General features: G+C 44.1%; 19 protein-coding genes. 12 read left to right on the top strand and 7 right to left on the bottom strand.

The genetic code is table 11. The features are described 5' to 3' along the window. The first annotated feature begins 17 nt into the window (after window positions 1-17). From OCV44_RS08845 to OCV44_RS08835, 3 genes are all read left to right on the top strand, one after another. Window positions 18-1556: a L,D-transpeptidase family protein gene (locus OCV44_RS08845; RefSeq protein WP_139685757.1), complete on the top strand. Its 1539-nt coding sequence runs from the start codon at window positions 18-20 to the stop codon at window positions 1554-1556. 199 nt (window positions 1557-1755) lie between these two features. Further along, window positions 1756-2304: a YcbK family protein gene (locus tag OCV44_RS08840; protein ID WP_009848830.1), complete on the top strand. Its 549-nt coding sequence runs from the start codon at window positions 1756-1758 to the stop codon at window positions 2302-2304. Between the two features lie 99 nt (window positions 2305-2403). Further along, window positions 2404-3057, top strand: a complete 654-nt coding sequence (locus tag OCV44_RS08835; protein WP_139685756.1) for an MBL fold metallo-hydrolase — start codon at window positions 2404-2406, stop codon at window positions 3055-3057. A gap of 122 nt (window positions 3058-3179) precedes the next feature. Here the strand turns inward: OCV44_RS08835 and OCV44_RS08830 are convergent, their stop codons facing one another. Then, window positions 3180-3980, bottom strand: coding sequence for a DUF2982 domain-containing protein (locus OCV44_RS08830; protein WP_139685755.1), 801 nt, complete (start codon window positions 3978-3980; stop codon window positions 3180-3182). Window positions 3981-4200: 220 nt separating this feature from the next. Between OCV44_RS08830 and OCV44_RS08825 the strand changes: the two genes are divergently transcribed. The 9 genes from OCV44_RS08825 to OCV44_RS08785 all read left to right on the top strand — a co-directional run bounded on the left by OCV44_RS08825 (window position 4201) and on the right by OCV44_RS08785 (window position 16197). Next, window positions 4201-4593, top strand: coding sequence for a hypothetical protein (locus OCV44_RS08825; protein WP_004733388.1), 393 nt, complete (start codon window positions 4201-4203; stop codon window positions 4591-4593). Window positions 4594-5183: 590 nt separating this feature from the next. After that, window positions 5184-6278, top strand: coding sequence for a TRAP transporter substrate-binding protein (locus tag OCV44_RS08820; protein ID WP_009847138.1), 1095 nt, complete (start codon window positions 5184-5186; stop codon window positions 6276-6278). A gap of 186 nt (window positions 6279-6464) precedes the next feature. Beyond that, window positions 6465-7022 carry a TRAP transporter small permease subunit gene (locus tag OCV44_RS08815; RefSeq protein WP_076669855.1) on the top strand — a complete coding sequence of 186 codons (558 nt, stop codon included), beginning with the start codon at window positions 6465-6467 and terminating at the stop codon, window positions 7020-7022. A 9-nt stretch (window positions 7023-7031) separates the two neighbouring features. Next, a complete protein-coding gene (locus OCV44_RS08810) occupies window positions 7032-8315 on the top strand; it encodes a TRAP transporter large permease (protein WP_017078694.1) in 1284 nt (427 codons plus the stop codon). A gap of 104 nt (window positions 8316-8419) precedes the next feature. Then, window positions 8420-9775 (top strand): cache domain-containing protein, encoded by a 1356-nt coding sequence (locus tag OCV44_RS08805; protein ID WP_139685754.1) that lies wholly within the window; start codon window positions 8420-8422, stop codon window positions 9773-9775. Continuing rightward, complete coding sequence (locus tag OCV44_RS08800; protein ID WP_139685753.1) at window positions 9768-10406, top strand: response regulator transcription factor; 639 nt, start codon at window positions 9768-9770, stop codon at window positions 10404-10406. The genes OCV44_RS08805 and OCV44_RS08800 overlap by 8 nt, the downstream gene beginning before the upstream one ends. A gap of 169 nt (window positions 10407-10575) precedes the next feature. Then, window positions 10576-12174, top strand: coding sequence for a BCCT family transporter (locus tag OCV44_RS08795; protein ID WP_139685752.1), 1599 nt, complete (start codon window positions 10576-10578; stop codon window positions 12172-12174). Between the two features lie 271 nt (window positions 12175-12445). Continuing rightward, complete coding sequence (locus OCV44_RS08790) at window positions 12446-14017, top strand: BCCT family transporter (protein WP_009847132.1); 1572 nt, start codon at window positions 12446-12448, stop codon at window positions 14015-14017. A 296-nt stretch (window positions 14018-14313) separates the two neighbouring features. After that, a complete protein-coding gene (locus OCV44_RS08785) occupies window positions 14314-16197 on the top strand; it encodes a methyl-accepting chemotaxis protein (RefSeq protein WP_139685751.1) in 1884 nt (627 codons plus the stop codon). A 159-nt stretch (window positions 16198-16356) separates the two neighbouring features. On the opposite strand, the gene sufE is transcribed toward OCV44_RS08785, so the two are convergent. From sufE to OCV44_RS08755, 6 genes are all read right to left on the bottom strand, one after another. Beyond that, window positions 16357-16758, bottom strand: coding sequence for a cysteine desulfuration protein SufE (gene sufE / locus OCV44_RS08780; protein ID WP_139685750.1), 402 nt, complete (start codon window positions 16756-16758; stop codon window positions 16357-16359). 3 nt (window positions 16759-16761) lie between these two features. Next, window positions 16762-17994 carry a SufS family cysteine desulfurase gene (locus OCV44_RS08775; RefSeq protein ID WP_139685749.1) on the bottom strand — a complete coding sequence of 411 codons (1233 nt, stop codon included), beginning with the start codon at window positions 17992-17994 and terminating at the stop codon, window positions 16762-16764. Continuing rightward, entirely contained in the window at window positions 17987-19243 is a 1257-nt protein-coding gene (gene sufD, locus OCV44_RS08770; RefSeq protein ID WP_246091806.1) for a Fe-S cluster assembly protein SufD, read from the bottom strand. Before sufD ends, OCV44_RS08775 begins: the two co-directional genes overlap by 8 nt. Further along, window positions 19233-19979: a Fe-S cluster assembly ATPase SufC gene (sufC, locus tag OCV44_RS08765; protein WP_139685747.1), complete on the bottom strand. Its 747-nt coding sequence runs from the start codon at window positions 19977-19979 to the stop codon at window positions 19233-19235. Before sufC ends, sufD begins: the two co-directional genes overlap by 11 nt. Before the next feature lies 1 nt (window position 19980). After that, the gene (sufB, locus tag OCV44_RS08760) at window positions 19981-21477 is read right to left on the bottom strand and encodes a Fe-S cluster assembly protein SufB (protein ID WP_139685769.1); all 1497 of its coding nucleotides are present in this window, start codon (window positions 21475-21477) and stop codon (window positions 19981-19983) included. Between the two features lie 71 nt (window positions 21478-21548). After that, window positions 21549-21917 carry an iron-sulfur cluster assembly accessory protein gene (locus tag OCV44_RS08755; RefSeq protein WP_139685746.1) on the bottom strand — a complete coding sequence of 123 codons (369 nt, stop codon included), beginning with the start codon at window positions 21915-21917 and terminating at the stop codon, window positions 21549-21551. Window positions 21918-21995 lie beyond the last annotated feature (78 nt).

Below are 21995 nucleotides of genomic sequence, written 5' to 3'. Positions count from 1 at the left end.
TGGTGATGGGATTAAGCATGTTAGCGAAATACTTCTGTGGATTATTGATGTTAGTTTCTGTGCATGCATGGAGCTATGCGAGTTCTGGCGAGGGTCGATTTATCCCGGCTGATTCAGAGCTCTCTTTTATGTTGATTTATCCAGAGCTCACCCAGAGTCTTTATCAAGACTCTTCGCTTCCTATTCTATGGGATTCTCCAGAACTTGTTAAAGCGTTTGAATTCCAGTTATCTCTTCTCGAACAAGCGCAAATGGCACCGCTTTTTGAGAGACAGCTGAAACAAATCCGTCAGTATCAATCCCGAGGTCAATGGCAAGAGTTGGACATTTTGCTAACCGACACCTTTATCTACTATTTAAGTTACGTTGAAAACGCGCCACTTGCAGGTAAAGAGTGGTATTTTTCAGGTAAGCTGCATTCCAAGTTACCTGCGCCTTCCCCGCATATTCTGATGAGACTGAAAAGCAGTGTCGCCAATGATTACTTATTGGAGATGGTGTTGTCTTATGCGCCGCCTGTCGGGGATTTCGACCAATTCAAGGCGACCTATTCCGTGTTAGAAACCGCGTCTGAACTTAATATCGAGCGATACAGACAGAAAGGATTGAAACGCTTGGGGGATCAGCTTTCAGACAAAGCTATTCTTGTTGAGCGTATTGCTTTAGTCGGTGTTAATACCTCGATGATCGCGGTCGATTTCCCTGAGTTCGGCCGAGATCTGCAAACGGCGATTAAATCTTTTCAGCGTATGCATGGCCTTACAGACGATGGGATCATCGGGCCAGATACGATCAAATGGGTCAACATGAGCTTTGATGATCGATTAACTTCTTTGGCTCTGAATGCGGAACGCGTGCGTTTGTGGCCACGAGACAGAGACTCTCTCATTGTCGTCAACGTCCCTAGTTTTGATATGAAGTATTGGGAAGATGGTGAAGAGGTCTTTGAGTCCAAAGTTGTCGTGGGCAGAAAGTCGCGAAAAACACCGCTTTTAGAGATAAACCTAGATTCGGTTATCTTAAATCCAACTTGGAATGTGCCATGGAAAATCATGGTCAAAGACATCTTACCTAAGGTAAAAGCGGACGAAAGCTACCTAGAAACACACAACTTCCAAGTGATTGATGGTTGGCGCACCATGGAAACCGTCGACACCACAGATATCGATTGGCAGACCATCAATTTCAATTCGTTCCCATATCGAATGCGTCAACAGGCAGGCTCACGTAATGCGCTAGGTCTGTACAAGTTCAACACACCCAACAAGCGAGCTATCTATCTGCACGATACGCCAAGTAAAGGCCTGTTTAATGATGACTTCCGTGCTTATAGTTCAGGTTGTATACGTGTCGAACATGCAGAGGAATTGGCTGAATTGTTGTTTGCCACCAAGGTAAGGAAAGTACCTAACCAAAGTAACGACCTTGCTCCTAATACTAAGGTTCGCCTCAAGAAGCGAATCCCCGTGCATATCATCTATCAAACCGTGCTGTTTGAAGAAGGGGGCATACAGTATCGTGGTGACATTTACCAATATGATAAAGAGGGTGGTTAATTATCAGTGAAGCCAATAAGAGTGATCTTGACCAAAAAATGACAACTAAGCTTCTATTGATAAAATTATAATGTGGATCAATAACTAACCGTGCAAAGGTTACAAATACTAACCTTTTGGGCGGTTTTTGTACGTTGACGCAGCAATTCCCATTATGTATCGTGCATTTTTTGTTCGATCTAATTGGTTTTTTTGCTGTATGTCTCAAAGTTTATTTTCACGCCGTCAGTTTCTGACTTACGCTGGTGGTACCGCTGTTGTCGCCTCAATTACTCCTTCTATCGCTTTTGCTTCATACCCTGATCAACCAAGAACGATTAGCATGAACAATCTTCACACTGGTGAACGATTAGAGACCTGTTATTTCGATGGCACTAACTATGTTGGTGATGAAATGGCTCGTTTAAGCAAACTGTGCCGTGATTTCCGTCGTAATGAGATTCATCCAATGGATAAGAACCTGTTTGATCAGATCACTCAGATTCAAAATGTACTGGGTATTCAAAAAGAAGTTCAAATCATCTCTGGTTACCGTTCTCCAGCGACCAATGAAGCATTGCGCTCAAAGTCGAGTGGCGTAGCCAAGAAGAGCTACCACATGTTAGGTAAAGCGATCGATTTCCGTATTGATGGCGTTAACCTAAAAGAATTAAGAGATGTTGCTAAAAGCTTGAATGCGGGTGGTGTCGGTTATTATGCACGTAGCAACTTTATCCATATTGATACAGGTCCAGCACGCAGTTGGTAGCGTTAAGCTGAATTTACGAGCGAATGCTAGGTACTTGTCAAAGTAGACATCCAATGTCATAGTTTGCCCAAATTTCAGTTTGCCCTCTAAGGTTTGTATATGTCTCTTAAGTATCAAGTTGTCCCTGTTACCTCGTTCTCTCAAAACTGCTCAATTGTGTGGTGTGATGAGACAATGGAAGGCATTGTTGTCGATCCGGGCGGTGATGTTCAGCAACTGGCGGCTATCATCGAAGAGTTAGGTGTTAAAGTGGTGAATTTGGTATTGACTCACGGCCACCTAGACCATGTGGGCGGAACAGTACCGCTTGCTGAAATCTTGAACGTGAACATTGTTGGCCCACATAAAGCCGATAACTTTTGGCTTCAAGGCCTAGAGAATCAAAGCCAGATGTTTGGTTTCCCACTGTGTAAAGCTTTTGAACCAAACACATGGTTAGAAGAGGGGGACAAAGTGACTTTTGGTAACCAAGTTATCGATGTGATTCACACGCCGGGTCATACTCCGGGTCACGTCGTGCTATTCAGTGAGCAAGCTCGTTTGGCGTTTGTGGGTGATGTTTTATTTAACGGTGCTATTGGTCGCACGGATTTCCCGCAAGGCGACTTCAACACTCTAATTGCTTCAATCAAGACTAAGCTTTGGCCGCTAGGTAGTGATGTAACATTCGTACCGGGTCATGGTCCTGAGTCAACATTTGGCCGTGAGCGCGCATCAAATCCATTCGTTGCCGACGAGATGCCTATTTATTAATTAAATCTTTGATTTAATATAAGAACGATTGAAAATGAAGCTTAGCTTTTCTTATAAAAGCTAAGCTTTTTTTATGGTTCATCGTGGATTAGCGTGCGAGTTTATTTCTAATCTGTTTAATTTTAATCAGAATGACGCTCAGCTGCTGCTAAATAGCGTCGAGCCAATCCGATAAACTCCTCTCCACTGATATTCAGATCATGGGTTGATATAAAAATATCGTAGCCGTGAAACCCTCTTTGATATTTCATCCTGTTCGCAAGCATCGCCTGTAATCCTGAATAATCTTTGATCAACGCGTTTTGAGTGTTCGATTCATTGGTTGAATCAAGGTCAGTCTGTGGCTGGTAATCACTGACGTTATCGTCGTCGATATTCTCTGACTCTTTATATTGGCTCAATTCAACACAGCCGTTTTCGGTACAACGTGCATGGTAATGCGATGAGTCGAGCACCATATCTTCAAAGTTTGATTCTTTACCCGCTTGTTTCGCTCCTAGATACAAAAGTGCTCGCTGGCTCAGCAATAATTCGCAGGTTATTTTTGGGCAAATAGAGTCAAGGTAGGGAGAGTAATCTTTCATTTTAATGCCGACCCAAGGGAGAGGTTGATGCCACCCCTCTTGTTCGTAGGTACACATGCCAATCTTCTCAATATTGCTCCACTTTAAAACCCATCCACCTTTATAAAAATGCTGTTGAAAGTGAGTGGGGGTGAGCGTGAACATCACTCTGCTACGAAGCATCAAATAATAACCAGTGCCCAAAAGCGCGCTAATGCAAAATGCACCCACGATCAGCAGTTTTGAGTTATCAATGTATAACGCCATGATTAGGCAAGCGAATCCTAAAATGATGGCGATAATTCGATATGATTGCGTAAATGCAGGCAAAGAGAAATTTGTAAGGTGACGAGTGTCCATAGGCAACACCAAGTTTTCATATTTTTGTCTGGATGGATAACCAGTGTATATGACCCCAAATTGATAAGTCTATGTTTAAATAATAGACGGTAGTAGACAATATCGGTATTTTTCGTCGACTTTCGACGCTTCACTCTACAAATAGCTCCCGTTTTTTGGTATAAATCGCGCTTCAAATTTTCACCACTGCGAAAAGAGCAGTGAACTGGAGAAATATTCAATGAGACTTGCTCATAAGCGTAAGGTGCAGGCTAAACTGCAGAAACGCACTAAAGCGGCTGTAGTTAAAGCAGTGGCAACGCCGAAAAAAGCGAAGCCTGTCGCAGAGAAAGTTGTAGCAGAAAAAACTGTAGCAGCAAAACCAGCGGTAGAGAAAGCAGTAGCAGCAACGAAAGAAGTTGCAGTAGCACTGACTCCTAAGCAACAACAAGTTCTAGACATCGTTGTTAGCAATGCTGAAGGCATTAACCCTAAAGGTATCGGCCTAGCAGCTGGTCAAGAAGACGCGAAAGCAGCTTCATGGGCAACAGGCGCATTGAAAAAACTTCTTGAAGAAAACCTAGTAGCGAAAGAGCAACTTGCAGGTAACAAGGTTATCTACAAAGCTATCTAATCCTTCGGGATTACATTCGCTTCGTTAAAGTTTTTAAGCCTCGATTATCGAGGCTTTTTTGTATCTGGTGGATCATGCTAATCCCATATCCCATATCCCATATCCCATATCCCATATCCCATAACCCAAACTCAGCCCCAAAAGCTTTGTCCAACCGATTGACACCTTACGGTATTAGTTTGTCTTTCGTGTATCCCATGTTTCAAATCAGCAAGCACTAAAGTAGGGCGTCTAATTCTCTGAAACCTTGATTCTTATGGATTAAAAGCACCTGTATGCATATTGAGTGTGTGGTGAAAATAGGGCTTCATCACGAAATGCCAATCAATTGTTAACGGTGTTTAATTATTAATACTTAGGTATTTATCAATAAGCATTCTTACAGTGAATAAGGTGAGTCCTTTAAAACCGGACATTACTCAATGATCTCCTACGTAGTTCTACGTAATCCTTTGGTCTAATACGCAGTTTGTGTGAGTCCGTCGTGCGTGCTCTCCCTGATATCTAGTTGCCTCATCAAGGTGCACTCTTATGTTGAATCATAAAAAATACTCAAAGAAAGAGTGTTAACCCAACAAAAGGACGTGAACATGAGTCTCATTTCTAACTCCCTCACACGAGTTTTTAAAAACGTTGCGGTAACGGCAGCGGCTTGTTTAGCTTTGGTCGCTACTGGTGCAACTGCTGCTGATAAGGTTTATCGCTTGAAGCTTGCTGAAACATGGGGACCAAACTTCCCTGTATTCGGTGACGCGACGAAGAACATGGCTGCGATGGCTGAGAAGATGTCGAATGGTCGACTGCAAATCAGAATCGATTCAGCGAACAAACACAAAGCACCGCTTGGTGTTTTTGACATGGTTAAGTCTGGTCAATACGACATGGGTCACTCAGGCTCTTATTACTGGAAAGGTAAAGTTCCAAACACTCTTTACTTCACTTCTATGCCTTTCGGTATGACGCCTGCAGAACAATACGCGTGGTTCTATCACGGTGGTGGTATGGAGTTGATGGAGCAGGTTTACTCTCCACACAACCTAATGTCGTTCCCAGGTGGTAACACGGATATCCAGATGGGCGGTTGGTTTCAAAAAGAGATCAACAGCGTTGAAGACTTACAAGGTCTCAAAATGCGAATCCCAGGCTTTGCTGGTGAGATTCTGGCTGAGCTAGGCGCTAAACCTACCAATATTGCCCCAGGTGAGCTTTACACGTCTTTAGAGCGTCGCACGATCGATGCACTAGAGTGGGTTGGTCCATCACTTGATTTACGAATGGGCTTCCACAAGATTGCGCCTTACTACTACACAGGTTGGCATGAGCCGGGTTCAGAGCTTCAATTCCTAGTGAACAAACGCACTTGGAACAAGCTTCCTGAAGATCTACAAGAAATCTTGCGTGTTGCAATGCGTACAGCGGCTTACGACATGTACACACAAGCAACACATGAAAGTGGCAAAAACTGGGTTTCAATGAAAACAGAATACCCAGATGTACAAGTGAAAGATTTCCCGCCAGAGGTTATGTCTGCACTGAAAGAAGCGAACGATCGTCTGCTTGCTAAGCACGCTGAAAAAGATGCATTGGCAAAAGAGATTCAAGCTTCACAAGCAAGCTACCTAGAGCAAGTTCGTTCATGGACGGATATTTCACACAGAGCTTATTTAAATAGCCAAGCGAAATAGTCGACAGCGGTTGATCTAAAAGTTAAATGAACCCAAAGCAGATAAGCGGCGGGTTCATTCTAACCATAATAATTAAGCAGGATAAATCCTGTAATACGTCTAAGAACCCTTTCTACGTCGTACATCTTGTTAGCGCTAATTGTTTTAGCTGAACTAGCTCTATGGCGCGATGTCTTTTCAAATTCCATGGAGTCGGGAATGCGAAGTCTAATTTATATTGAACGCCTATTTAATCGTATCGGTGATGCACTGGGATGGCTTTCCAGTATGTTGTTTATCCTTCTTGTTGCTAACGTTGTGTATGACGTTGTGATGCGATACGCCTTTAACGATGTGTCTATCGCCTTCCAAGAGATGGAATGGCACCTTTTCTCAGCCGTATTCTTGCTAGGTGTTCCTTATGCCATCAAAGCGGGTGGCCACGTACGAGTTGATGTTTTCTACGAACAACTCAGCTTCAAGGCACAAGCGATTATTGACCTAATAGGCACCGTTGTCTTCCTGCTTCCTTTCTGTTTGCTGGTTGCTTGGTTTGGAATCGATGTTGCGAAAGAAAGTTATAACCTCGGTGAAACGTCGGGCGATCCCGGAGGCCTTCCTTACCGATGGATCATTAAAGCGATGATTCCACTTTCATTTTTCTTGATGGCACTCAGCGGAGTCGGTTTGATCCTGCATTCGCTCAACAAGATTTTTAATCCGCATCTTATCCATGCAAACAATACTCATACAAAGAATAAGTAGAGGCTGAACATGATTGGAATAGTAATGTTTTTCGTAGCCTTGTTTGCACTTTTACTTGGCTTCCCGGTTGCGTTCACCTTTGGTGGTATCGCGTTAATCTTTGGTGTTTGGGCTGAGGGCATCGAAATGTTCGCCTTCATGCCATATCGAATTCAATCGATCATGGAGAATACGGTGCTGATGGCCGTTCCATTGTTCGTTTTTATGGGCCTTGTTCTACAAAAGACCAAGCTTGCTGAGCAGTTACTTGAGTCAATGGGGCGATTGTTTGGTGGTGTTCGAGGTGGTATTGCTATCTCGACCGTGCTGGTGGGCTCACTACTTGCCGCATCAACGGGTGTAGTTGGTGCTTCAGTAGTGGCAATGGGGCTTATCTCTCTGCCCGTGATGCTCAAGTACAACTATGACAAAGGCTTAGCCTGCGGCACCATCTGTGCGTCTGGTACGTTAGGACAAATCATTCCGCCATCCATCGTCTTGATTTTATTGGGTGATGTATTAGGTGTACCTGTTGGGGACTTGTTCCAAGCGGCAATTTGGCCGGGCGTGATGCTAGTGGGTGCTTACATTGTTTATATCTTGATATACGCAAAGCTCAACCCTGAATCGGCTCAACCGATTGAACGTGATGACTCCATTAGCCGTAAGCAAGAAGTGTTTAATGCGCTTAAAGCGATTCTTCCACCATTAGCGCTGATCATTGTTGTTCTGGGCTCTATCTTTGCGGGTGTCGCTACGCCAACAGAATCGGCAGCGTTAGGTGGTGCTGGTGCATTGGTTCTCGCACTGTTATACGGTCAATTTAGTTGGTCGATGGTGTTTGCTGCGTCGAAAGAGACAGTTAAAGTGACCGCGATGGTTTTTGCTATCTTGCTTGGTGCGACGGCATTCTCGATGGCATTCACTTATACGGGCGGTGATTACCTTGTTGAAGAGTGGATGCTGCAACTGCCTGGAGAGAAGTGGGGCTTCCTGATCATCACCATGTTGGTTATCTTGATTCTGGGTTTCTTCATCGACTTCGTAGAGATCTGTTTCATTATCGTACCGATCATTGCGCCAGTAGCTGAACTGATGGGTATCAACATGACTTGGTTCGCTATTCTTATCGCAATGAACCTACAAACCTCATTCTTAACGCCGCCATTTGGCTTCAGTTTGTTCTATTTGAAAGGGGTTGCACCAAAAGGCGTCACTACTAAGGACATCTACCGAGGCGTGATGCCGTTCATTCTGATTCAAATCCTCGTGCTTGGATCACTTCTCGCTTTCCCATCTTTCTATGGAATGTGAGTGAAGCCTAGAATGTGAATGATATGTTTCAACGGCTATCTATAAATTGATAAAGTAAAACGGCTTATTGATGTTCAGTAAGCCGTTTTTTGTGAGGGAAAGGAATGCCTCTAAAAGCTAAGCTGATTTTGCTGACGCTACTCCCGTTGCTGCTGGTAACGGCGAGCATAAGTTGGATCTCGTTACACCAGACCAAGACGTTGGGTGCGAAAGAGGTCGAGATCTTCAGAGACAGCTTAATCAAGTCGCGTGAAAACGCCCTCAAAGACACCGTCGATCTTGCATTCGATGCGATCGAACATATCTACAACGACCCCGACATCAAAGAAGCACAAGCCAAAACAGAAGTCCGAAGCATATTGTCTAAACTTAGGTATGGCTCTGATGGCTACTTCTTTGCGTACGACCGCCACGGAACCAATTTGGTTCATCCAATCCAACCAGAGTTGGTTGGCCAAAACTTACTTGAACTTCAAGATGAAGACGGTGACTTTCTGATAGAAGCGCTATTAAGAGAGGCGCAAACCGGAGGAGGGTTTCACCAGTATTTGTGGCAAAAACCGTCAACCGGAGAAGTGGTGTCTAAGCTGAGTTATGCCGCTTGGTTGGAACGTTGGGATTGGATGATTGGCACGGGTTTGTATATTGAAGACGTGCATCAAGAAGTGGCTTCGATGCAGGCTGCGATCAACAAGAATATTGAAACCACGTTCTTCTCCATTGTCGTAATTCTTAGTGTGACCGTGGCGGTTATTATCGTTCTGACCTTAGCCATTAACATGCATGAACACCGTATCGCGGATAACAACTTAAAAGAGCTCGCCCATAAAACGGTGATGTTCCAAGAAGACGAGAAGAAGCATTTAGCGCGAGAGCTGCATGACGGTATTAATCAATTATTAGTATCAAGTCGTTGCCACTTAGAACTACTTGGTAATAAGTTACAAAATGAAGACCTCAAAGCGCATTTGAATAAGTCGCAGCATTCGCTGATGCGAGCGATTGAAGAGGTGAGACACATCTCCCATCAACTTCGTCCAAGCTCACTGGATGATATTGGCTTAGAAGCGGCGTTGTCTTCATTGCTGTTAGATTTTCAGGCGCACTCGGGCATAGAAGTAGAAACCATGTTTGCTACACAACCGGGCAAGTTGAAGTCAGAAGCGGCGACGACCTTGTATAGAGTGGTGCAAGAGTCACTGAACAACATAGAGAAACACGCACAAGCGACCAAAGTGACGGTTATCGCGCAGCAAATCGGTAATGTGTTGCAACTGCTTATCCAAGACAACGGTGTCGGTTTCAATACTTATAAAGCGATGGAAAAACGAGGGATCGGTCTGCGCAATATGAGAGAGCGAGTGGAGTTCATCGGTGGTGATTTTGAATTGATGAGCGAGATTGGCCTCGGAACGGAAATTACAGTGTTACTGACACTAGAGGGATTAATGAATGAGTGAAGTTATTCGAGTTGTGATCGCTGACGATCACCAAGTGGTACTGGATGGCTTTATGGCGAGATTGGAACTCGAGCCAGATATTTGCGTGATAGGCACCGCCAGTAATGGTTTAGAAGCGGTAGAGATCGTTAAGTCTTTACGTCCCGATGTGGTGTTGATGGACATTAGCATGCCTATCATGAACGGCATTGACGCAACCCACCTGATTAAGGAAGAAGACCCAGAAGCGAAGGTGTTGATGCTGACCATGCATAACAACCGTGAATACATCATGAAGGTGATGCAATCAGGCGCAGTTGGCTATATGTTGAAAGAGATTTCCGCTGAAAAAATGGTGCAGGCGATCAAGACGGTCAATCAAGGCTCGACCTATTTTTGTGAAAAAGTGACGCAGAATTTGTTTACTCAGCCGATTGCTCCCACGCAATCCGTCAAGAATCCGTTGAGCAGACGTGAAGAAGCGGTGTTGAAATTGGTGGCAAAAGGGGAGAGCAGTAAAGAGATCGCGAAGGATTTAAATATCAGTTACCGAACGGTTGAAACCCACAGACAAAACATTAAGCATAAGCTGGATATTCACTCAACTGCAGAGTTGGCGAAGTATGCTGTTAATTCTGGGCTTGTGGAGTGATCTTACGCTAAATTACATTGAAAGTGTAATTCAATTACTAAATTTGCCATTTAGGCCTATGTTTTGGAGGTTTTTTTAGTATTTTTGCGACAGGTTGATATTCTTCTTATCGAAATTTAAGCGCCGAATGCAATGTTGCAAACTGTGCGCGACAAATTAGAGAGGAAGCATGGAGCCTGTAAAAGATAGGTATAGTATTGAAAATACCGATTATACAGTAGGACAAGATAACGTTCAGAAATGGGGTTTTGATGTTCATAACCCAGTATTTGGAATCAGTGCAGGAGCGATCATCGTCTTCTTAATAGCACTTCTGGTCGCCGACCCTGAAACCGCAAAATCAGCACTTGATGGAATTAAATGGAAAGTCATCGGTAACTTCGATGGGTTCTTCATGTGGGCAGCAAACATCTTTGTCATTTTCTGTTTTGCCCTCATTGTCTCTCCGTATGGCAAGATACGTATTGGTGGCAATGATGCCAAAGCAGAGCACTCCAACCTATCTTGGATGTCGATGTTATTCGCCGCGGGAATGGGTATTGGTTTGATGTTCTGGGGTGTTGCTGAGCCAGTGGCTTACTTCACAGGTTGGTATGAAACGCCACTTGGTGTTGAAGCTTATTCTCCTGAAGCCGCTAAGTTGGCGCTCGGCGCAACTATCTACAACTGGGGTTTACACGGTTGGTCTATCTACGCTGTTGTTGCTCTATCTCTTGCTTTTTTCACATTCAATAAAGGTCTACCGCTTTCTATTCGTTCTATTTTCTACCCAATTTTAGGGGATAGAACGTGGGGTTGGTTTGGACATATCGTTGATATCGTTGCGGTACTGGCTACGCTTTTTGGCCTTGCAACATCGCTTGGCCTAGGCGCACAGCAAGCCGCAAGCGGTATTAACCATGTATTTGGTACCGATGGCGGTATTGGTATGCAGCTTATTGTTATTGCAGTGGTAACACTGTTGGCAACAATGTCGGTTATCCGCGGCATTAACGGTGGTGTTAAGGTTTTAAGCAACGTCAACATGGTTGTTGCATTAGGCTTGCTGATCTTCGTAACTATCGCTGGTGGCATGGCGGGTATCAAGGCGATACCAACCGCACTAATGGGTTACATTGAAAACTTTATTCCTCTCAGCAACCCTCATGGCCGTGATGATGAAACATGGATGCAAGGCTGGACGGTATTTTACTGGGCTTGGTGGATTTCATGGTCACCATTCGTAGGCATGTTCATTGCTCGTATCTCTAAAGGTCGTACAATTCGTGAATTTATCGTCGCTGTATTGTTTATCCCAACGACAGTAATCATCATCTGGATGGCGATTTTCGGTGGTATTGCGATTGATCAGGTAGCGAGTAAGGTGGGGGAGATTGGGATCAATGGTCTGCAAGATATTACACTTTCTCTATTCCATACTTACGATGCGTTACCAATGAGCTCAGTGCTTTCAGTGGTATCGATTGGTTTGATTATGGTGTTCTTCATCACTTCATCAGACTCAGGTTCATTGGTTATTGATAGCATTACTTCTGGCGGTAAAGTTGATGCACCTGTTCCACAGCGTGTGTTTTGGGCATTGATGGGCGGCGCGATTGCGGCGGTTCTACTGTGGGTTGGCGGTACTGAATCTATCCAAGCACTGCAAGCTGGAACAGTCTCAATGGCATTACCATTTGCCTTCATATTATTGCTTATGTGCCTAAGTTTATTTTTAGGTTTACGTACAGAGAATCAATTGGTTAAGCAGCAAAGTGCTTTGAGCTAAAAGTATTTTTCAAATACAGGCCGACTTAGTCGGCCTTTTTTTCGCCGTAAACATAAATGATTACCTGTATTTTGTTTGAAAATTCATCGAACTGATTCTAGTTTACTGAAAACAATAAGTTAACCTGCTAAACTTCAGACATCCAAGTATTTGAATTATTGTGACAACAGCTTGCACTACTTGGATCGTATGTTCGAGTTTGTGATTCAGTCACAGGAAAGTAAGGGATATGAGGTCAACAGACCTTATAAGTATTCCGTAGAGAGGAATAATGACTAAAGGTATAGATAAATACAGTATCGACAGTACGGATTACACTGTTGGTCAAGATAACGTCCAAAAATGGGGTTTTGACGTTCATAACCCAGTGTTTGGTATCAGTGCGGGACTCATCACTTTGTTCTTGATCGGTGTTCTGCTTACAGATACCGCTTCAGCAAAGTCAGCATTGGATGGTGTTAAATGGCAAATTATCAATTCATTTGATTGGTTGTTCATTTGGTCCGGTAATATTTTCGTTATTTTTTGCTTGGGCTTGATTGTGTCTCCGTTTGGTAAAATCCGCCTTGGTGGTGTTGATGCAACGGCAGATTACTCATTCATGTCTTGGCTATCCATGCTGTTTGCTGCAGGTATGGGTATCGGCTTGATGTTCTGGAGTGTGGCTGAGCCTGCGGCTTACTACACGGGTTGGTATGAAACGCCATTGGGCGTTGAGGCGAATACACCAGAAGCGGCCAAGTTGGCACTAGGTGCTACTATGTACCACTGGGGTTTACACCCTTGGGCGATTTACGGTGTTGTAGCGCTTTCACTGGCTTTTTTCTCTTACAACAAGGGACTTCCGCTTTCAATTCGTTCTATTTTCTACCCAATCTTGGGTGATAGAGCGTGGGGCTGGGCTGGCCACATTGTTGATATTCTTGCGGTTCTTGCCACACTATTTGGTTTGGCGACATCGCTTGGCCTTGGTGCGCAACAAGCGGCAAGTGGTATTCAGCATGTGTTCGGCATTGAAGCTGGTTTAGGGCTACAAGTCATTGTTATTACAGTGGTGACTTTATTAGCGGTTGTATCTGTACTTCGCGGTATTGATGGTGGCGTTAAAGTTATCAGTAACATCAACATGTTGGTTGCTTTCCTACTGCTTATCCTAGTAGCTCTAATCGGCTACGCAGTGACTCTAGGTTCAATCCCTACAACATTGATGGCATACATCGAGAACATCATCCCGTTGAGTAACCCTCATGGGCGTGAAGACGAAGCTTGGTTGCACGGTTGGACGGTATTCTACTGGGCTTGGTGGATTTCATGGTCACCATTCGTTGGTATGTTTATCGCACGTGTTTCTAAAGGTCGTACTGTTCGTGAGTTCATTACAGCGGTACTGATTGTTCCAACGACAGTGACTATCATTTGGATGTCAGTGTTTGGTGGTATGGCAATTGATCAAATCGTGAATAAGGTTGGTACTCTCGGTCAAAATGGCTTAACTGATGTATCACTGGCAATGTTCCAAATGTTTGATGTATTGCCGTTTGGTACTCTGCTTTCAATCATCGCAGTTGTACTGGTTCTCGTATTCTTTATTACATCGTCTGACTCGGGCTCTTTAGTCATCGACAGTATTACCGCTGGTGGTAAAGTTGATACGCCAGTACCTCAACGCGTATTCTGGGCGTTCCTTGAAGGTGCGATTGCAGTAGCTCTATTGTGGGTTGGCGGTACTGAAGCCGTTCAAGCTCTGCAAGCGGGTGCAATCTCAACCGCATTGCCATTCACCATCATTCTATTGTTGATGTGTGTGAGTTTGTTAATGGGTATGCGAACAGAGAAAAGATAGACTAAGTACTATTCGATTTTTATTTTTTTGATGTCGAATATAAAGTAAAACAAGAGGCAGAAGAGGAAACTCTCCTGCCTTTTTTGTATCCATTTTACAGCCTGAGAAACTGTATATATCGTAGAAATTGTCGTTGAAATGGCGCCTTGAAATTGGCGAAAAGCCAAGTAATTGGCGTTAGCTTAGTTTATGCTTTCATTCAAGTTATAATGTGATCTCGAACTGTGAAATAGCTCGAATCCTTTGCTTATATTGGGTAGTATTCGCGAGATTTCCACCACTCGTGAAACTTACTAATGAAATTAACACTTAAGCAGAAGTTGATAGGCGCTAGCTTATCTGCTGTCATCGTCATGGCAACAGCCTTGACTTGGCTATCAGCAAACCAATTATTTGAAGAGACTCGTAATGGCGTATACCAACGAGCTGAAAGCGTATCCGAAGCCGCATCTGAAGGGATTAAAAACTGGATTGCGATTCGTACCGATATCGCATCTGCATTCAATGATTTCTCTCGAGAAAATGATGTTGTTCCCTTCCTTAAACAAGCACGTGTAGCAGGTGGTTTTGACGATATCTTTCTAGGTACTCCTGAAGGCGGAATGTATCGTTCACACCCTGAACGTAATCGTGCAGATTACGATCCTCGTCAACGTCCTTGGTACCAAGAAGCAAATGCTGCCGGTAAGCAAATTATTACGACTGCTTACCAAGATGCGATCACCCAAGCGCTTTTAGTTACGATTGCTGAACCTGTTCGTCATAACGGTAAGCTTGTTGGCGTTGTTGGTGCAGATGTACTTATCGATCAACTCGTCAACGATGTTATCAGCTTAGATGTTGGTGATAATGCTTACGCAATGCTAATAGATGCGTCAGATGGCACATTTCTAGCACATCCGGACTCAGCATTGAGTCTTAAGCCTGTAAGTCAGCTTTCAAACGATATCTCTATGCCTATCATCGAAAACGCCGTCAGTACGGGTAGCATCGAGATTATCAAAGAGCGCGGCGCTGAGAAGCTGCTTTACTTCTCGAAGGTGCCTAACACTAACTGGATCTTTGCGGTTCAAATGGATCGTGCGACTGAAGAGGCGAATCACTCAATACTTCTTACGCAACTCATTACTACCGCTGTTGTGATTACTCTGATCGTTATCGTGTTGGTTTCTATGTTGGTTAGTTTCCTATTCCGCGACTTAAACCGCGTTTCAGCGGCACTTGAAGAAATTGCTTCAGGTGAGGGCGACTTGACTCAACGTCTTGAACTTAAAAGCGACGACGAAATTGGTAAACTTGCGGCAAATTTCAACCATTTTGTGGGCAACATGCACACCATGGTACTTAAGCTAAGTGAAGTGTCTGCTGCACTAGGTAACCAAGCACGCCAAACAGCCTCTCAAGCTGAAGAGCGTAGCGCGCGTATCCAGATGCAACAAGACGAAATTAATATGGTAGCAACCGCCGTGAACGAAATGGCTGCAGCAACACAAGAAATTGCAGGTAACGCTGATCAAACTGCACAGAACTCATCTGAAGCAGTTGGCGCATGTGAGCACGGCACGGGTCAAGTGACACAAACTCAAAGCTCAATTCAAAATCTTGCACAAGAAGTTCAAATCGCAACAAACGTGATTCTAGAGCTTGAAGAGCACGGCAACAGCATTAACGCTATCTTGTCTAATATCCAAGGTATTGCAGAGCAAACAAACTTACTAGCACTGAACGCGGCGATTGAAGCGGCACGTGCTGGTGAACAAGGTCGCGGTTTCGCGGTTGTTGCTGATGAAGTTCGTGTTCTGAGCCAACGTACACACGGCTCAACGCAAGAGATTCAACAAACTATCGAATTGCTACAAGGTACCACGGGCAAAGCGGTAAGCATCATGAACGATAGCCGTACCCTTGCTGAAACCAGTGTTGATGACTCAAACTCAGCGGCTGCAAGCTTAACGCAAATTCACTCAGCAGTTGAACGCATCAGCGACATGGCGACTCAAATCGCTTCTGCTGCAGAAGAGCAAGCTTCAGTAACGTCTGAGATTACTCGTAACACTGAAGGGATCCGTGACGTATCTAACGAACTGGCAGGCGAAGCGCATCAAGCGGCAGAGCAAGCAGCTCAACTTTCTGAACTGTCTCACGAACTAGAAAGTGAAATCAGCCGTTTTAAGCTGTAATGATAGTTAGATAGTTAGATAGTTAGCTAAATAGCTAAATAGCTAAATAGATAAAACGAAGCCCCAACTTAGGTTGGGGCTTTTTTTTGTTCGATTTTTAAAACGTCAAAGAAGCAAAATGTCGTGATCTAATTATGCAAGGCTATTGTTTATTAAAAATTAAACCGCCCGAGCGTGACACAGAATGTGTTTTATTATGGCCTCTAAACCTTGACTCCGACTGGGGCTAAGTTGAGATTTTAGATCTAACTGACGGAACCAGCCTTTAATATCGAACTGTAGAATGCTCTCGGGTTTTTGGTTGTTATAGGCGATCAAAACCAATGCAAGCAAACCTTTAACTAATGAGGAATCACTGGTTGCTTGTATCGACATTTGATTCTGTTGATTGAGGGAAAGGTCTAGCCACACATTACTTTGGCATCCTGAGATAAGATGCGTGTTATTCATCTTTGCCACAGGGAAGGGCTCTAATCGGTCCCCCAATTCTATCAAATACAGATAGCGCTCTTCCCAGTCAGCGCATCGATCGAAGTTTTTCTGGAGCTTTTCAGGGGACATAAGCTACCTTAACAGTTGGTGGATTCGTTTAAGTGATTGGCACAAGGCGTCGATGTCTTCTGGCCGGGTATACATGCCAATCGATGCGCGACACAGCGAGTTTTGACCGAGTCGTTTTAAAAGGGGCATTGCACAGAGATGTCCGGTACGAATCGCAATTCCATATCTATCTAAGAATGAACCCACATCAAAAGAGTGTTGGTTTTTCATATTAAAAGCCAAAACACCCGTGCGGTTCTCATCGTCGCCATAGATCTCTATTGCTGGTATCTGTCTTATGTTTTCCACCAAATAATTCATTACACTTTTTTCATAGTCAGAGATCTCTTTGAAGCCGATCGCTTCGATATAGTCTAAAGCGGCGCCTAAACCCAAAACGCCTGCAATATTAGGAGTGCCCGCTTCGAACTTCCACGGAGCTTGACCAAACGAGGTTCCCAAAGGCAGTGTAACTTGATCGATCATGGCTCCACCGCCCTCCCATGGCACCATGTTGTCGAGGTGTGATTTTTTTGCGTAAAGCACGCCGATACCTGTAGGGCCATATAGTTTGTGTCCAGAGAAAGCATAGAAATCACAATCGAGATCCGTCACATTGACTTCATGGTGCATGACAGCTTGAGCCCCGTCGACTAACACGGGTACTTTTGCCTTATGCGCAGCTTTGACAATGGTCTTAACAGAGTTTGTGCGACCTAAAACATTCGACACGTGGCTAATCGCCAGCAGTTTTGTCTTTGTATTCATTAACGAGACAAGGTCGTTGAGATTTAAGTAACCATTTTTTGCCATTGGCCAAACACGAATGTTGACGTTATAAATTTCAGAAAGCATCTGCCAGGGGACAAGGTTGGCGTGATGCTCCATCTCCGTTACGATGATTTCGTCACCCGCTTTTAACCTTGGGCGTAAATAGCTATTAGCAACAAGGTTGATGGCTTCTGTTGTCCCTTTGGTAAAAACAATAGTTTCTCGGGATTGAGCTGAAATGAACTGAGCAAGTTTCTCTCTCACTTGTTCCATTTCTTCGGTGGCTTTAGAGCTGAGATAATGGACGCCGCGATGAACACTCGCATAATCATGTTGATAGAACTGAGTCATGCGGTCGATAACGACTTGAGGGGTTTGGGCTGTCGCTGCACTGTCTAAATAGACCAAAGGTTTGTCGTAAACTTGAGTTTTTAGAGCCGGGAAATCGTTAAACCAAGGACTCGTCTTTTCGCTCGAATCAATCATTGAGACATCCTTTATTGAGTGATGCATTGATTTTATCTATCACAGATTGTTTTAGAGCGGGGTGTTTAATTCTCTCGGTAACGTCAATCACAAACGCAGATGTAATCATGTGTTCGGCTCGCTTTTTTGGTATTCCTCTAGAACGTAAGTAGTTGATTTGGTTCGGGTCGATTTGCCCTGTTGTCGCACCATGGCTGCATTTGACGTCGTCCGCATAAATCTCTAATTGAGGTTTAGAGTTTACTTGGGCGTCATCGCCTAGAATCAGACTGTGGGTGTCCATTTGTCCATCTGTTTTTTGCGCGATAGGGTCAACATAGATCATGCCATCAAAAACAGACTTAGATTGGTTTCGAGCGATGGTTTTATGATTTTGCTCACTTTGGCAGTGAGGAGAGTTATGCTTCAAATACGTGCGAGTATCAAAAATCGCCTCACCTTGAGGGAGTGAAATACTATCCATAGCAACAAAACCTTGTTCGCCATTGAGCTCTGAACTTACTTGATGTCGTATCAATTGGCCGGAGTAGAGCAAGCAACAAGAGTAGGCGTTAGCATGCGCATTAACCACCAAATCGTTATGACCGAAATGATGTTGATTTGAGGCTTCTTCGACAATTTTAGTGTGATGGTAGTGAGCACCGCAGCCAACATGTTGTGTTAAGCGAGATAGTGTTACGCCTCTACCGCTTCCCTGTGAAACATGGTGTTCGATGACGGTGACTTCCGCATGGTCTGCGACTTCAATATGGCTTCTGTAGCTTGATACATCGCCTTGTTTTCCGGAATTGATATGCAGAAGATAAATAGGTTTCGATATCTGCGTGTTCGCTTCTACTTCAATTAATATGCCACTCGAAGCGGTAGCATCAGTAATGTAGGTAAAAGCGTCTGGCTTTATAGAACGAGATAGCTCATCGATTTCAATTGGTGAAAGCGCGCAGATCGGAGTGATTCGTGCTTTTGGGATCCAGTCGGAGTATCGAGCTAAAAAGAAGCCGTCGACGAAGACGAGTTGATAAGCTTCAATGTCTAAACCCAATTTATTGTATGACGTGTTAGCCGTCGATTGCTGTGGCGCACTGCTTAGCTCTAGTTCGTTTAATCGGTTAAGCGGCGTGTATTTCCAGTCCTCATGTTGCGGGGACGGCAGCTCAACCTCAAGTAATTTAGACCACTGTTTTTTTTGCCACTCAGGTGTTCGAACGAGGGTTTCAAATGAATCAAGCAATGAATGTTTATTGTTCATCAATGATCCACCCATAGCCTTTCTCTTCTAATTCTTGAGCTAACGTATGATCACCAGATTTTACAATCTTTCCTTGGTACAACACGTGCACGAAATCTGGTTGGATGTAATTGAGGATACGTTGATAGTGCGTGACCAAAATAAACGCTCGCTGTTCATTCTGCAGCGCATTCACACCTTCAGAGACGGCTTTAAGGGCATCAATATCTAGACCTGAGTCAGTCTCGTCGAGTATACAAAGATCAGGTGAGAGCACCGCCATTTGTAGGATGTCATTGCGCTTTTTCTCTCCACCAGAGAACCCCTCATTGACGGAGCGTTGGAGCAAATTTGCTGGCATCTTTAACAATTGTGCTTTTTCTTCCAGTAGATCTTCAAAGTCAAAACGATCGATCGGTTCTAAGCCTCTATATTCGCGAACCTCGTTGAGAGCTGTATTTAGAAAGAGTTTGTTACTGACACCTGGAATTTCGACAGGGTACTGAAAGGCTAAAAATACCCCTTCGCCGGCTCTCTCTTCTGGATCAAGCTCTGTAAGATCTTGGCCTTTGAAAACAATCTCACCACTGACGACCTCGTAATCATCCTTGCCTGCCAGTGTGGCGGATAGGGTACTTTTTCCTGACCCATTAGGTCCCATAATTGCGTGAACTTCACCAGGCTTAACGGTTAGGTTAATGCCTTTTAGGATAGAGTTTTCTTCAACGTTGACATGTAAATCTTTAATTTCTAACATTTTATCCCACACTATGCTCGAGGCTGATTGAAAGAAGTTTTTGCGCTTCAACAGCGAATTCGAGTGGTAATTCTGAAAATACGTCTTTACAAAAGCCATTGACGATCATGGATATGGCGTTGTCTTCACTGATCCCTCGTTGGGTACAGTAAAACAGTTGATCTTGGCCAATTCGAGAGGTCGTCGCTTCGTGTTCAACGTGAGCAGACGGGTTTTTGACTTCGATATAAGGAAAAGTGTGAGCCCCACATTCTGTGCCGATTAACATTGAATCGCACTGAGTGAAGTTTCTCGCACCTTCTGCGTTAGGGGTGACTTTAACCAAGCCACGATAACTGTTCTGGCTTTTGCCAGCCGAAATCCCTTTTGAAATGATGGTAGAGCGAGAGTGTTTTCCTATATGAACCATTTTGGTGCCGGTATCGGCTTGTTGAACGCCATTCGTTAAAGCGACAGAGAAAAACTCACCGACGGAGTAGTCTCCTTTGAGAATCACGCTAGGATACTTCCACGTAATCGCAGAACCTGTTTCCGATTGAGTCCAAGACATTTTGCTGTACTCACCCTCGCAAACCGCGCGTTTGGTTACGAAGTTGAGGATGCCGCCTTGTGAATCTTCTGCTCCGGAGAACCAGTTCTGTACAGTGGAATATTTAACTTCAGCACGCTTGTGTATGATGACTTCTACGACCGCAGCGTGAAGTTGATAGGTATCTCTCATCGGGGCAGAGCAACCTTCAATGTAACTGACGTATGAGTCTGCATCAGCCACTAAAATTGTTCTCTCAAACTGGCCTGTTTTTGCTTGGTTTATGCGAAAGTAGGTAGAGAGCTCTCTGGGGCATCTCACACCTTTAGGGATATAAACAAAAGTGCCGTCGGAGGCGACAGAGGCATTCAATGCCGCAAAGAAGTTGTCTTCAGGCGGAACAACAGTGCCTAGGTATTGCTGAACAAGTTCAGGGTATTCTTGGATAGCTTCGCTGAATGAACAGAAGATAATCCCGAGTTCTTTAAGTTCATTTTGATAGGTAGTGGTGACGGAAACTGAATCGAAGATTGCATCGACAGCAATTTCTGAACCTTCCCTAACTGGAATCCCCAGTGTTTCAAAGGCTGTCTCGACTTCTTCGGTTAAAAATTCATTCGAGCCATCATCATTGTCTTGGTCACAACTATCTTTGTCGCAGCTAGAGCAACTTGGCGCGGAGTAGTAACTGTAATCTTGATAATTAAGGTCTGGATAATCGGCTTTTAACCAATGCGGTTCCTCCATTGTTTGCCATTTTCGGAATGCTTTGAGGCGAAACTCCAACATCCATTCGGGTTCGTTACGTTTTGCGGAGATTGCTCGAACGACTTGTTCGTTGATTCCTTTCGACAAAGTATCTGAAGATAACTCAGTGTAGAAACCTTCACGATAGTGACTGCTCTGCAGTAACTCTGTAACTTCAGGCTGCGTGTCAATTTCAGGTCGCGTTTCAGCGTTTGGTCGCATTTCAATTTTTGTTTGCGTTTCAACGTCAAGTAGCATTTTAGCTTCAGGCAGCGTTTCTAATGCGCACATGGTTACACTCCAAAACTTTCGCCACATCCACAAAGGTTCTTCACTTTGGGATTATTGTATACAAAATTACTGTTTAAACCCTGACGCACAAAGTCGATCTCTGTGCCATCGATCATAGGTAGGGCTTTGAGCGAAATATAGAAAATAACGCTATGTGATTCGTGCTTGATGTCGTCATCGGATGGCGAATCGATCAGCGACACTTCATATGCAAAACCTGTACAGCCAGAAGACTTAACCGTGAGGTGGAAGTGCTTTTGTCCATGTGATAACTGGGAAATTCTGTTTGCGGCACTTTCACTTAACGTAACACCCTGCCACTCCATATCATGTATGGATATGTCATTAGAACCGGAACTCGGAATACTCACCTTACTGCTCCCTATTTGACGAGTGATACTAGATGATATTGATTATCATTTCCATATCAACCATGTATTATTTATGGT

The organism is Vibrio tasmaniensis (assembly GCF_024347635.1).
GTDB classification, from domain to species: Bacteria; Pseudomonadota; Gammaproteobacteria; order Enterobacterales; family Vibrionaceae; genus Vibrio; species Vibrio tasmaniensis.
Note: the sequence above shows the minus strand (reverse complement) of the source record. Positions and strands in the feature narration are given on the sequence as shown.

What these genes read in the sequence shown, in the direction of transcription:
- OCV44_RS08845 (WP_139685757.1), top strand. Translation starts at nt 18, where the DNA reads ATGTTAGCGAAATACTTCTGTGGATTATTGATGTTAGTTTCTGTGCAT.
- OCV44_RS08840 (WP_009848830.1), top strand. Translation starts at nt 1,756, where the DNA reads ATGTCTCAAAGTTTATTTTCACGCCGTCAGTTTCTGACTTACGCTGGT.
- OCV44_RS08835 (WP_139685756.1), top strand. Translation starts at nt 2,404, where the DNA reads ATGTCTCTTAAGTATCAAGTTGTCCCTGTTACCTCGTTCTCTCAAAAC.
- OCV44_RS08830 (WP_139685755.1), bottom strand. Translation starts at nt 3,980, where the DNA reads ATGGACACTCGTCACCTTACAAATTTCTCTTTGCCTGCATTTACGCAA.
- OCV44_RS08825 (WP_004733388.1), top strand. Translation starts at nt 4,201, where the DNA reads ATGAGACTTGCTCATAAGCGTAAGGTGCAGGCTAAACTGCAGAAACGC.
- OCV44_RS08820 (WP_009847138.1), top strand. Translation starts at nt 5,184, where the DNA reads ATGAGTCTCATTTCTAACTCCCTCACACGAGTTTTTAAAAACGTTGCG.
- OCV44_RS08815 (WP_076669855.1), top strand. Translation starts at nt 6,465, where the DNA reads ATGGAGTCGGGAATGCGAAGTCTAATTTATATTGAACGCCTATTTAAT.
- OCV44_RS08810 (WP_017078694.1), top strand. Translation starts at nt 7,032, where the DNA reads ATGATTGGAATAGTAATGTTTTTCGTAGCCTTGTTTGCACTTTTACTT.
- OCV44_RS08805 (WP_139685754.1), top strand. Translation starts at nt 8,420, where the DNA reads ATGCCTCTAAAAGCTAAGCTGATTTTGCTGACGCTACTCCCGTTGCTG.
- OCV44_RS08800 (WP_139685753.1), top strand. Translation starts at nt 9,768, where the DNA reads ATGAGTGAAGTTATTCGAGTTGTGATCGCTGACGATCACCAAGTGGTA.
- OCV44_RS08795 (WP_139685752.1), top strand. Translation starts at nt 10,576, where the DNA reads ATGGAGCCTGTAAAAGATAGGTATAGTATTGAAAATACCGATTATACA.
- OCV44_RS08790 (WP_009847132.1), top strand. Translation starts at nt 12,446, where the DNA reads ATGACTAAAGGTATAGATAAATACAGTATCGACAGTACGGATTACACT.
- OCV44_RS08785 (WP_139685751.1), top strand. Translation starts at nt 14,314, where the DNA reads ATGAAATTAACACTTAAGCAGAAGTTGATAGGCGCTAGCTTATCTGCT.
- sufE (WP_139685750.1), bottom strand. Translation starts at nt 16,758, where the DNA reads ATGTCCCCTGAAAAGCTCCAGAAAAACTTCGATCGATGCGCTGACTGG.
- OCV44_RS08775 (WP_139685749.1), bottom strand. Translation starts at nt 17,994, where the DNA reads ATGATTGATTCGAGCGAAAAGACGAGTCCTTGGTTTAACGATTTCCCG.
- sufD (WP_246091806.1), bottom strand. Translation starts at nt 19,243, where the DNA reads ATGAACAATAAACATTCATTGCTTGATTCATTTGAAACCCTCGTTCGA.
- sufC (WP_139685747.1), bottom strand. Translation starts at nt 19,979, where the DNA reads ATGTTAGAAATTAAAGATTTACATGTCAACGTTGAAGAAAACTCTATC.
- sufB (WP_139685769.1), bottom strand. Translation starts at nt 21,477, where the DNA reads ATGCGACCAAACGCTGAAACGCGACCTGAAATTGACACGCAGCCTGAA.